Source organism: Bifidobacterium leontopitheci (genome assembly GCF_009193355.1).
In the GTDB taxonomy this organism is placed as follows: Bacteria; Actinomycetota; Actinomycetes; order Actinomycetales; family Bifidobacteriaceae; genus Bifidobacterium; species Bifidobacterium leontopitheci.
Genome location: NZ_WBVT01000001.1, coordinates 158,472 through 170,247 on the forward strand (window position 1 = coordinate 158,472; position 11,776 = coordinate 170,247).

6 protein-coding genes are annotated in these 11,776 nt (G+C 66.8%); 3 read left to right on the plus strand and 3 right to left on the minus strand.

Going from position 1 to position 11,776, the window contains the following annotated elements; genetic code table 11:
- Window positions 1–107 precede the first annotated feature (107 nt).
- Both ppgK and F7D09_RS00690 read left to right on the plus strand, forming a co-directional pair.
- Window positions 108–875, plus strand: coding sequence for a polyphosphate--glucose phosphotransferase (gene ppgK, locus F7D09_RS00685; RefSeq protein ID WP_152233513.1), 768 nt, complete (start codon window positions 108–110; stop codon window positions 873–875).
- 129 nt (window positions 876–1,004) lie between these two features.
- Window positions 1,005–2,174 (plus strand): pyridoxal phosphate-dependent aminotransferase, encoded by a 1,170-nt coding sequence (locus F7D09_RS00690; protein ID WP_152233514.1) that lies wholly within the window; start codon window positions 1,005–1,007, stop codon window positions 2,172–2,174.
- A 356-nt stretch (window positions 2,175–2,530) separates the two neighbouring features.
- On the opposite strand, the gene F7D09_RS00695 is transcribed toward F7D09_RS00690, so the two are convergent.
- The 3 genes from F7D09_RS00695 to F7D09_RS00705 form a co-directional block, all read right to left on the minus strand.
- Window positions 2,531–3,376: an ATP-binding cassette domain-containing protein gene (locus F7D09_RS00695; protein ID WP_152233515.1), complete on the minus strand. Its 846-nt coding sequence runs from the start codon at window positions 3,374–3,376 to the stop codon at window positions 2,531–2,533.
- Between the two features lie 118 nt (window positions 3,377–3,494).
- Window positions 3,495–5,180, minus strand: a complete 1,686-nt coding sequence (locus F7D09_RS00700) for an aryl-sulfate sulfotransferase (RefSeq protein ID WP_152233516.1) — start codon at window positions 5,178–5,180, stop codon at window positions 3,495–3,497.
- Between the two features lie 251 nt (window positions 5,181–5,431).
- Complete coding sequence (locus F7D09_RS00705; protein ID WP_193312244.1) at window positions 5,432–7,633, minus strand: glycosyltransferase; 2,202 nt, start codon at window positions 7,631–7,633, stop codon at window positions 5,432–5,434.
- A 558-nt stretch (window positions 7,634–8,191) separates the two neighbouring features.
- On the opposite strand from F7D09_RS00705, the gene F7D09_RS11275 reads away from it, so the two are divergent.
- Window positions 8,192–11,641: a tetratricopeptide repeat protein gene (locus F7D09_RS11275; RefSeq protein WP_404979572.1), complete on the plus strand. Its 3,450-nt coding sequence runs from the start codon at window positions 8,192–8,194 to the stop codon at window positions 11,639–11,641.
- Window positions 11,642–11,776: the final 135 nt, after the last annotated feature.

The window sequence follows — 11,776 nt, forward strand, 5'->3', positions numbered from 1 at the left end:
ATGGACACCGTCTCGCCGGAACCGTGCGACGGTGGGTATAATGCAAGCGAAGATAACGTTTTCATATGTCGTTGGGGCGGTTGCGTCCCACGGATGGGAGGTCAGTGATGATTGATACGGCACAGGCGTTTGGCGTGGACATCGGCGGCTCGGGCATCAAGGCCGCGCCGGTGGATCTGGAGAAGGGCGAGTTCGCCGAGCCGCGTCTGAAGATTCTGACCCCGGCCGAGTCGACGCCGCAGGCCATCGGCGCCGTGCTGCGCCAGCAGCTCGAGCATTTCGAGGTGTCCGAGGACATCCCGGTCGGCATCTCCTTCCCGGCTCCCGTCAAGCCCGGCCAGAAGCTCAACTGGATCGCCAACCTCGACCAGTCGTGGGTCGGGACCGACCTGACCGAAGCGCTGTCCGAGGAATGCGGCCGCCCGGTCACCGTCGTCAACGACGCGGACGCCGCAGGCCTCGCCGAGCAGCAGTTCGGCGCCGCCAAGGGCCAGGAGGGTCTGGTCATCGTGACCACGCTGGGCACCGGTATCGGCACCGCGCTGATCTACAACGGCGTGCTCATCCCCAACACCGAGCTCGGCCACATCGAGCTGGAGGACGGCAAGGGCGACGCCGAGCAGTACACCTCCTCCGCGGTGCGCGAGAAGAAGGACCTCGGCTACAAGAAGTGGGCGAAGCGTCTGACCCGCTACTACCGCCTCATCGAGAAGTACTTCAGCCCCTCGCTCATCGTGGTCGGCGGCGGCGTGAGCCGTCAGAGCGACAAGTTCCTGCCGTACATCGACATCGAAACCCCGATGGTCCCCGCCAAGCTGCGCAACGAGGCAGGCATCATCGGCGCCGCCTACTACGCGACCACCAAGCTCGCCTGATCTGACCGACCGTCAACGTCAGCGGCGACAATCGGCCGTCCGGCAACCAAGCCGGGCGGCCGACGTCGTCTCACAACAGGTGTGCACTCCGCCGTCCGTTCGGGGATGCCCGATTCTAAGGTGGGACGCATGACCGTACATTTCTCCTCGCGCGTGGACATCTCCGCGCCCAATCCGATCGCCGCGGCCGAAGCGCAGGCCCGCGCCGACGGCATCACGCTCGGCAAGCTCAACGATTCCAACCCGACCCGTCACGGCCTCGCCCCGGCACAGGTGCCGAGCGTGTACACGGCCGACCCGCGCGGCCCGCGCGCCGCGCGCGAAGCCCTCGCCGCGTTCCTTGCCACGGACGGCGAGCCGGCCGTCGACCCTGACCGCCTGTACCTGTTGAGCTCGACCTCCGAAGCCTACTCGTGGCTCATCAAACTGCTGTGCGACGCCGGCGACGCGGTGCTTGCGCCGAAACCCGGCTACCCGCTCATCGAATCGATCGCCCGGCTCGAATGCGTGCAGACGGTCGAATACCAGCTGCGTTTCGACGGCTCCTGGTACATCGACGTGAGCGAACTGCGCGAGCTGCTCGACGGCCCGGACGGCGGGCGCATCCGCGCGCTCGTGCTCATCAACCCGAACAACCCCACCGGCTCGTACGTCAAGCCCGAAGAGCGCGAGGCCATCATCGGCCTGTGCCGGGAGCGGGGCGTCGCCATCATCGCCGACGAGGTGTTCTACGATTACGCGCTCGAACCGTTCGACGGCAACGCCCGGCTGGCAGGGGAGAGCGGTGCACTCGTCTTCGCGCTCGACGGCTTCTCGAAGATGCTCGCCGCTCCGCACGCCAAGGTCGGTTGGATCCGCGTCTCCGGCCCCGACGAGGACGTCGCCGAGGCGCAGCGCCGGCTTGATGTCATCGCCGACGACTACCTGCCGATGAGCGACATCATCGCCACGCGCATTCCCGACCTGCTGGCTGCGGCGCCGGACCAGACCGCCCATGTGCAACAGCGGGTACGCGGCAACCTGGCTGCATTGCACGCCATGCTGGAGGACGACCGGCTCGGCGTCGTCTCCGTGCTGCGTGCGGAAGGCGGTTGGAACGTGCTGCTGCGCGTGCCGGGCGTCATCGACGAGAACGAGCTCGTGCTGCGCATGATCGAAGACCATCATGTCACCGGCCAGCCGGGATACTTCTTCGACATGACCGCGAACGGCTATCTGGCGATCTCGCTGCTGCCCGAACCCGACGAATTCGCGCGCAACGTGCGCACCGTGCTCGACACCGTAGCCGAACTCCTCTAACCGAGCCCGCTATTCGGCCACCTTGGCCGAGGAGGCTTTCGGCGGAACCGACTCGGGATCGCCACCCGCGAGGCCGTGCCAAGTACGACTGCTTACGAGTACGTTCGGCTGATAATTGATGACCAACCGTACTCGAACGGGTGTCTACGAGTACGTTTTGTCAGGAAAAATCCAACCGACCGTACTCAAACGGGTCGCTACGAGTACGTTCGGTTGAATAGTGATGACCGACCGTACTCGAACGGGTGGCTACGAGTACGGTCGGTTGTTGGCTTGGCCCCCTCGGTGGAGGGGGCTGTCGCGGCCAAGGGCCGTGACTGGGGGAGCGTCACCCGCATATCTCGGCAGTCCCCCACTCAGTGCGCCAGCTTCGACTCCTCGTACCGCCGGCGCACCAGATCGTTGTAGAAGGCCGCAGCCTCCTTCGGCGCCCCGTCGAAGACGATGCGATGCCCGTCCACCACCAGCGTGCGCGAGATCGCATACTGGGGGCGCACGATGAGATCCACGTCATGTGTGGCGAAGACCACCTGCTTGTCATAGCCGAACAAAGCTTCGGCCACATGCGCCGAACCGATCTCGTCCAGCCCCTTCGTCGGCTCGTCGGCCACGATCGCCGCGGGGGAGAAGCTCAGCGCACTTGCGATGGCCAGCAGATGCCGCTGCTCGCTGTTGAGCGCGCTGGCAGGCTGCCGGGCCACCGCGTTGAGCCGGAAGTGCGCGAACAGGTTGCCCACGATGGCCATGCGCTCCGATTCGGGCACCTTGTGCTTCTTGAGCGGCTGGTCGATCGCCTCGCGGATGGTCGCGGCCCGATAGTAGCTGTTCGGGATCTCCTCGCGGCGCACCCGGCCCACCAGGTCCTCGATCCGCCGCAGGTCCTTCTTCACGCCCGGGTCCAGCTCGTCGTCACCCGCCGTAATCCGCACGCTGCCGGACGTGGCGGTGAGCGCGCCGTCGAGCAGCTTGAGCAGCGTCGTCTTGCCGGCGCCGTTGAGCCCGATCACCGCCACGCGGCGGTCCTCGGGCGTGATGGTCAGGCTGGTGGCCAGCAGCCCCACGTTGCCGGCCGCGGCAGCCCCGGCGGCATTGGTAGACGCATTGCCGCCGTCATCGTAGGTGTAGGCGGCGTCCTCGAACGTGAACGTCACCGTGGACGGGCGCGGCTGGTCATGCCGGCCGAAGATATCGAAAAGTCCCATGCCGCCCATTGTAGTGATGGGATGCGGCATGGGACCTTGTCATGTCCGCCCGTGCGCTGCGGACGATCACTGCGGACGATCACTGCGGCACGGGCGTCGCGGCAGGCACAGCGCCAGGCTACGCGGCGAAATAGAACCCGCGGAAGTCGTAGCTGTACACGCGGTAGATGTACGCGGTGCTCAGCTTCATCTTGTACTGCGCGAGCAGCGTGCCGTCGGCGTCGTACACGCCGAAGACGCCCTGCATGCCCGTGTCGATGAGGATGTCACCGTCGTCCAGTTCTTGGGCGGAGCTCACGTACGGCGAGTACGGCACGTCGAACGAGGAGACCTCCGTGTAGGTGCCCGCCTTCTCGTCGACCAGATATCGGCGGTACTGCGAACGCGAGTCCTTGTCCTTGGAGGACTTCGCCGTGCTGATGCCGTCGATCACGGTCCAGTCGAAATCGGGGCGGGTCATCGCGTAGCCGAAGTTGTTGTCGAACATGTACAGGTAGTACTGGCCGTCAGGCAGCGTCGGGTCGTCGACGTAGGTGATCGAATGCTGGCCGCCCGTGTCGCCGAAGTCGCCCACCTTGCTCAGGAACAGGCTCTGATATGTGGTGCCGTCCCACACGCTCGGCTCGCCGATCATGTATGCGACCGTCGGATCGGACTCGAGGTCGTTGACCTTGATGATGGTCGACGTCTCTCGTGCCGACAGCAACGCCGAGCCGTCGTCGAGCAGCTGGATGGTGTTGAAGTGGATCCAGTCCCAGCGGCCCGACGCGGTCGGGTCGGACTCGTCGATGCCCGAATGCGTGGTCGACGACTTGTAGTCGGGCAGCAGTTCGCCGAAGTCCGCGAGCAGCGTCACCTTTCCGGTACTCGTGTCCACCTTGATGACCTGGTCCTGCACGGCGTGGTCGGAGCGTTTGAGGTCGGTGGCTAGCGAGACGATGTTGCCGTCCTTGTCGAGCGCGTAGTCGTGGTGGAGGATGAACCGGTCGCCCAGGTCGATGATCTTCTCCAGCTTGCCGAGCCGGTTCATGCCGACAAACGTCTTCGTGGAGGCGGAGAACCACATGAGCCCGTCGTCGTCGAACAGGAGGCGGTGCGAACGGTAGTAGAGCAGCGGGATCTCGCCGCGCAGTACGCCGTCCGTGTCGTAGTAGTACATGAAGTCCTGCTCGTCGCTGTCGTTGCCGAGGATCGCGTACAGGCCGTCGCCGAGGTCGGTGCCGTCGGACGCCTGCTTGGTCTGCTCGAGCCTGACCTCCTCGACGCCGAGCAGACTGGCGCCGGTACGCGTGATGGTGCGCGTCTCGCTGGTGCCGTCCTCGTACGTGACCTTGTAGGTGATGGTGTTGCGCTCGCCCGGGATGAGGCCGAGCACGGTGAACTCGTGCGTCGTCTGGTACGTCTTGTCCTGATAGGCGTCGCGCGTGAAGTCGGGGTAGCCATCCGCGTGGACCGTGTACGTCACCTTCGCGGCCTTGCCGGTGGTGAAGTACGTGTACAGGGAGGTGGTGTTCGTGCCGTACGGGTTGGCGGCGGTGAAGATGTCGTCGAGGCCGTGGGCCGCGTCGCCGCGTCGCTTGGCGAGGTTCTCGTCCGCCATCTGCTGATAGTCGATGGTGTAGACGGATTTGACGAGTGCGTTGAGACGGGCGAGGCGTTTCGTGCCGAGCGCCTCGCTGATGTTGTCGTTGGCGAAGACCGCCACGGACAGCGCCGCCGCGACGGCCAGTATGGCGGCGGCCGTCCGCATGACGGCGCGTCGTATGGCGGTTCCGGTTGATGATGTGACGGTGGGTGATGGCATGGTGGGTTGTTCTTTCGGACGTGAACGGTTACAGGTATGTGCCGTCGGTGTGTGCGTGGCCGATGCCAGCATGACCGCGGGTACGTTGTCGACTGCTTGTTGAAACACCATCATTCAACGCTCTGATGTGAAAGAAGCGATGATGATTCGATGGCAGGTACGTAACAAACGCGGCCGAATTATCTCAATGATCGCTGAACGCACGCTGATAATGGCCGATATCCGGGCGCGCCGGGGCCGTCGGCCGCCGCCTACAGGCGGAACCAGGCGAGCACGGTGTCGTACAGCGCCGGATTGTTGCGGACCAGCGCGTCGTCACGTCCCGGAACGAACAGGCCCAACACCATGAGCAGCAGCGAGGCGAGCGTCACGGCCACGACCAGCCAGCGCACGGCGGTCAGCATCATGGTCGGCTCGCCGTCCTCGCGCAGGCCCCGACGGCGCGGATGCACGACCGACAGCAGCACCGCGATCGCGCCCAACGAGACCATCCAGCCGAAATCGCAGATATACCGCCAACCCAGGCCGGCCGTCTTGCCGTCGAACAGCATGAGCAGCATCCCCAGCGCCAAGGCGAACGTCACCATGCCCCAATAGCCGGTCGGCTTGAGGCGACGTTTCATCACCGGCGCCGCGAAGGCGAGCAGCAGCAGCGGGCAGGAGACGAACAGGCCGCCCACCATCGGCTCGTAATACCCCCATTCGGGGAACGCCGTGACCGAAACGCCGAGGAACGGGAACTGCGGCAGGAACCGCAACGGCATGAACAGGTAGGCGCCCACGGTCTGCGGGAAGTTCGCCAACGGCTGTTTGAACCGGGTCATGTCGGTCACCGTCATCTGATAGTCATTGCCGAAATCAAGCGGCGAGCCGAACCTCACCATGTTGTACGCCATGAGCGGCGCCACCACGATGATGGCGGGGATGACGACCGCGGCAGGAGCGCGCAACGCCTGCCGCACCCTGACCGTACGGTTCTTCAGCCCGCGCACGATCGCCGTGATCTGCGGCCAGAACAGCGGGAACGCGAACAGCGCGGAAAGCGCGAACGTGGGACGGCAGCCGAAATTCGCGGCGATGCACGCCGCGCCCGACGCCAGATACCGCAGCGACAGCGGCTGCACGCCATCACCCACCGACCAGCTGCCCGTATGCACATGCCCGCCCGGGCCGGGATGCCGGTCAGGCGTCGCCTTGATCCACAGCCACAACCCCAACGTGGTGAACATCATCGACGCTGCGATAGGCACCGAATAGAAATTCGTGCGGAACCACAGATAACTCGACTCCGAACCCAGCAGAAACAGCACGATGCAGATCGACGCGGCCGCCAGCGACGCCTGCGGACGAAGCCGGTGCACCAGATGCACCACCAGCAGGCAGGCGAACACCAGGAACGCGAACATCGACAGCAGCACCGCCACCGCCGCCGGCAGCGTCGCCCCGCCCGGAATCCACAGGGATGTGACCGCCTGATACGGCAGGAAGAACAGCACCGCCGGAACCACGCCGAAATACGAATACCAGTGACCGTCATAGAACGCGTAATCCCAGTAGATCGGCGTCACGCCGGCATCGAGCAGCCGCGAACGCAGCAGCGTGTCATGCGGCTGCGCCGCCTGCGCGAGCTCGCTCGGCACCGGCAGGTCAAGCCACGCGTGGCCATGCAGCAGCGCGTCCGCCACATGGCCGTACTGGTCGAAGTCATACGTGTATCCGCTCGGATTCTGGAACACCAGCGGCGACGCGTTCGCCACCTGCCACACCACGCCCACCGCCGTGGCGACCGCTGCGGGGGCGAGCGCAGCGACCAGCAGCCACCGTTGCCGGGCGCTCGCAGGATTGAGCCGGATGCGCCACATGAACGAGCCGGGCCGCCACAACGCCACCAGCAGCACCGCGACCGCCATCGCGGCCACGCGCAGCACGCTGAAATCGAACTGGACGCGCACGTTCGCACGGACCGCCGAGAACGGGATGACGGAACCCTTCGGCTCCTCGATCCACAGGCGGATCCGATGGGAGGCGGGGGCCTTGAGATACAGGGATCGCGGCGCCGACGCGGAGACGGACGCCGAAGCGCCGGTCATGCCGTCGCAGTCCGCCCGCACGAACACGTTGCCCAACGGCGACTCGGGAAGCCCCTCGGGTATCGCCACCGGGTCGATGCGCGCGTAGGACGACGTCCCGTCGGCCTTCACCTCGAGCCACGCCTGCGTGGGGTCGGTCACCTTGAGCATGCCGTACTTGTCGCGTTGCAGGCCGGAGCCCATCGTGTTCGTCGCCGAGGCGGAGTCGGTGCTCGCGCCAAGCGTCGACCAGAACGGCATGTTGAACGCCACGCATTCGATCAGCAGTATCGCCAACGTGACGGCCACGACCGCGATCAGGCCGCGACGACGCCGTGCGGAGGCATGACGGACGGCCGCGCCGGGAGTCGTGCTGGGCGTCATGCTGAGGACGCGGCAGGCGCGGCGGGCTTTGCGGCAGGCCGAAACGGTACGGATACGGGTGAGGCAATCAGGCACCCCACCATTCTAGCGAGAGGCATGATTCTTGCCCTGAAAGACGGACTTACGCGGCGGTGCGGCGTCCTGCGGCGACGTTGCCGCCGATGCTGTTTCCGGCATTGCCGCCGACGTTGCGCAGCCGGGTTCACTGTCGGCTTCATGTCGCGTTTGATTGAAACAATGTGTGCCATGTTCCGAAACGATTCGCATGCTCACTCGCCCTCGGGCGACCCGAAGAAAGGCCGGCCCGACGGGCTGTTGGCAGGACTGCGGCGAACGGCGAGGAAGGCCGGCGACGGCCTCGCGTCGGCCGGCGCCGCCGCGGCGTCCCTGGCAGGCTCCCTCATCCCCGGTCCGCTCGGCGAGAGGATGCGGCGGACTGCAGGCAACGTGGGAGGCAACCCGTTCGAGGCGGCCGTGAACGCGGCCGCAGGGGCGGCGGATGCGGCCGGCGCTGCGGCAGACGGCGCCCCTGCCGGCTCCGACGCCGCAGCGGACGGCATGATGGCCGAACTGCTGCGTCATTCGATCAGACTCAACCCGCTCGTCAAGCGCAGGGCGTTCCCCGACCTTGCCGGGGTGCCGCGCACGATGTCCCTCGGCTGGGCGCAGCTCAACGAAGGCCCCGACGCGACGCTGTCCATCGGACTGTTCGCCGGCGCGGACAGCTTCTCGCAGATCGCGCTCGCCGACGGGCATGGGCGCGTGTTCGTCACCACCGACCCGCATGCCGACACGCACGGCATGGAGCCGCGGTTCCTGTTCTTCAAGGAAGAGGAGCTGGACTCTGTCGCCGCCTCGCGGATCGGGCGCGGGCCGTCCACGGCGGCAAAGGGCGGCGCGGAACCGGACGGCACCGTACACGCCATCCAAGGCGGCATGGTCGGCCGGGACCTGACCGGCAGGATGACATGGCTTGCCTCATGGCTCAAGACCGGCAACCGGTACACGCTTGAACAGCTGCGCGAGAACCTTCCCGCGGCGATGCGGCAGGGATTGGAATACCGTGACGCGATCACGCTCGGATTCCTCGCCGCCTACATGATGCCGCAGATGAGCGGCATGCTCGTCGGTTTCGGCTCGGGCAACATCTTCCGCAGGCTCAACCGCGAGGCTCCGATCGGTGCGATCCGCCGCAGCGTGCGCGACACGTTGGAGGCCCGCGCCCACGGCCTGCGGGCCTCGGGGCTCGAGGACCATTTCGCCGACCTCATGAACGAGGCCGGGGCTTTGGGCAACACGCCGGGACTGGAGGCCGTGCACGGCGCCGAACCGTTGCACCTATACACGTCCAGCTATTCGGGGGGCTATTTTCTCGCGTGGGACGCCGACCTCGAATTCGAGAGCGCATTGCAGGCGCTGCGCATCGAAGGCAACCTCAACCGGTTCTCGCAGGTGAGCGCATGGATCGAGCGCAGCGCGCGCAGCGGCGGCGTCACCGAGGATACGGTCACGCGCGCGCAGGCGGCGCAGATCGACCTCGCGCTGCTGCGCGACCCCGCGCTCATGGCGCTTCCCTGGCCGTCCGGCGCGCGCACGCCGCTCATCGACCCGTTGCACGACGACGGCGCTGAGGCCATCGAGCATGTGATCGCCCACGCACAACGCACCGCAGCATCCATCATTGCGGGCAAGGACGGCGTCGCGGCTTCGGCGTCGCCGCAAGCCCCGACGTCCGGCTCGCCGTGGGCGTACCGCCGGACCGTGTCGCTGCTGCTGCGTCAGCTGAGACTGCCGTACCGGTTCGACACCGAGTTCCGATCGAACTACGAGACAGGCGAGACCGCGGTCGCGTTCACCACCGCGGGTCCGCTCATGATGCCGCGCAGCCGGTACGACGAGCGCGCGCACGAGTGGAAGGCGCTGTCGGCGGATGCACGCACCTCCATGAGCGCCGTCTACAACCTGAGAGTCGGCCTCATCATCGCCGCGATGTGCTTCGCCGCCGACGAGCGGATGGAACGGGTGAGCCTGCGCATCGACTCGCTCGGCCTCGAAGAAGCAGTCGCCGAACAGGACAGCGCCATCTCGACCATGATGAGCGAGGCGCTGCGCTCCTTCGAGCGGCTGTACACCAGATCATCGGACGGCGTCGCATCCCAGGGGGCAGACCCCAAGGCGGGCCCCAAGGACGGCGACCTGCACGGCGACCCGTCGCGTGCGACGGCGCCCGAGCCGAGCCGCGGCGACGGCCAGCGGACGGACGGCGGCTCCGACAGCGCCGCCGACGGCGACCTGTTCGGCCAGATCCTCAAAGACAATCCGCAGGGTGATGACGTGCTCAACGACCCTCGCATCGACGAGCTGTTCCGCGACCTGCTGCGCATCGACGACCTGCTCAAGGAATCCGCTGCATCCGCGGACGGCGACGGCACGACCGACACGCCGGACGGCGACGTCGAGCCCCGGTCGGGCGGCACGCAGTCAGGAGCAGACGAGACAGCAGCACATGCGGCGGACGACGACGTCACCGACGCGGACGATCGCGACGTCACTGGCAGCGCGGGTGCCGGCAGCGCCGACACCGCGAGCGGCGATGTCGCGAGTGGTGGTACGGCGGACGCCGGTGACGCCGCGGACGCCGGCGAGCAGACCGCATCAGGCAACGATCCGATGAGCGTGCTGCACCGCAGCCCCACCGTCCGCAGCCTCGTCACCGTCACCTTCACCAGAACCGCGTTCATGGAACGGCTCCGCGCCGACGCACTGCGTCACCCCATCGACACGTACCTCATGTTCGACGCCGCCATCAGCATGGACGAGCACGGCGGGCTCGAGCCCACCGAACCGGACTTCGACCTGCACGACGCGCGATTCGCGCCGGTCGGCTCCCAGGAGGAGCCGGAACTGTCGGACACGCGCTTCGAGCCTGCGGCCGCCCGCATACTGGGCACATCTGACGCCGAGGGGCTGTCGATCCAACGCGCGGACCTGTTGCAACGGCGGGTCGACGAATTCCACCGGCTCGCCGCCGACACGACGATGCCCTCGGTGGCCAAGGCCCAGCAGGCCATGCGCATCATCGAACAGACCTCCGACCCCGAACTCTCCGCAGCGGCCGCGCAAGTGACCAGCGCCCTCATCGACGGGCGGGACACGCCCGACCTCGCCTTCGTCATGGCCGACGAGCTGGACAAAGGCAGGCTGCACGCGCGGGACCTGCTGTTCTCCGGCCAGACGGAACAGGCGTTGCAGGCCGCCGAAGAAGCGATCGCGAAGGTCGAGAAAGCGTATAAGGACAACCCCGGCGTGCCGCGATACTTCAACTCGTATGCGGAACGCGTCGTCTACAACCGCCTGTTCGCCACGGACGGCGAACGCACGGTGCTCATCCCCGACAACCTGTTCTACGCGCACGCCGAACTCGCCGACGTGCTCGCGCAGGCCAAAGGCGTCAAGGCGGCATTGCCGCATCTCAACGCGCTGGTCGCCTATGCGCCCGCGTATCCGCTCGGCCACATGAAGCTCGCCGTGCAGCTCGCGCGCAACGAGGACTGGGATTCCGCCCGTGCCGCATGCCTCAACGCGCTACGCGTGGCGCTCGACCGTGACGACGCCGCCTTCGCTTACTACCGGCTCGCCTACGCGGAGTGGATGCGCGACCGGTTCGACACGGCCGCCGCCGCATACATCATGAGCGAGCACATCGCGCCAGGGCATATCGGCGCGCTTGACGACGAGCTGCATGAGCTGGTGGCCCGCGCACAGTCGCAGTGCATCCCCGTGCCAGTCGACGTGGAGGAGGCGGCGCACGTGCTGCGCGCGCACGACCTGCCGGTCTGGCCGCGCACCGAAGTCGCCGACATCGTACGCGACGCTGCGAGGGTGTGCGTGGACTCCGGCCTGTTCGTGCCGGCGCGCACGCTGTCGGTGGCGGTCGCGCGCATGGCCGACGATGACGGCACCATGGACATGGTCCACGCGCAGTTCCTCCGCTCGCTCAGCGCCTAGCCGCACATCTTCGCCCCCGCTGGCGGGTCGAGCCGTGAAGCAAACGACGGAGTCGTTTGTAGGCGAGAACGCGACGACAGTCGCGCAGTGTTGAGTCGGCCGGAGGCCGTCAGTAATTGCAGGGCGCTGTCAGCG

Coding starts and splice junctions, on each gene's coding strand:
- ppgK (WP_152233513.1), top strand. CDS start 108: ATGATTGATACGGCACAGGCGTTTGGCGTGGACATCGGCGGCTCGGGC.
- F7D09_RS00690 (WP_152233514.1), top strand. CDS start 1,005: ATGACCGTACATTTCTCCTCGCGCGTGGACATCTCCGCGCCCAATCCG.
- F7D09_RS00695 (WP_152233515.1), bottom strand. CDS start 3,376: ATGGGACTTTTCGATATCTTCGGCCGGCATGACCAGCCGCGCCCGTCC.
- F7D09_RS00700 (WP_152233516.1), bottom strand. CDS start 5,180: ATGCCATCACCCACCGTCACATCATCAACCGGAACCGCCATACGACGC.
- F7D09_RS00705 (WP_193312244.1), bottom strand. CDS start 7,633: ATGACGCCCAGCACGACTCCCGGCGCGGCCGTCCGTCATGCCTCCGCA.
- F7D09_RS11275 (WP_404979572.1), top strand. CDS start 8,192: ATGATGGCCGAACTGCTGCGTCATTCGATCAGACTCAACCCGCTCGTC.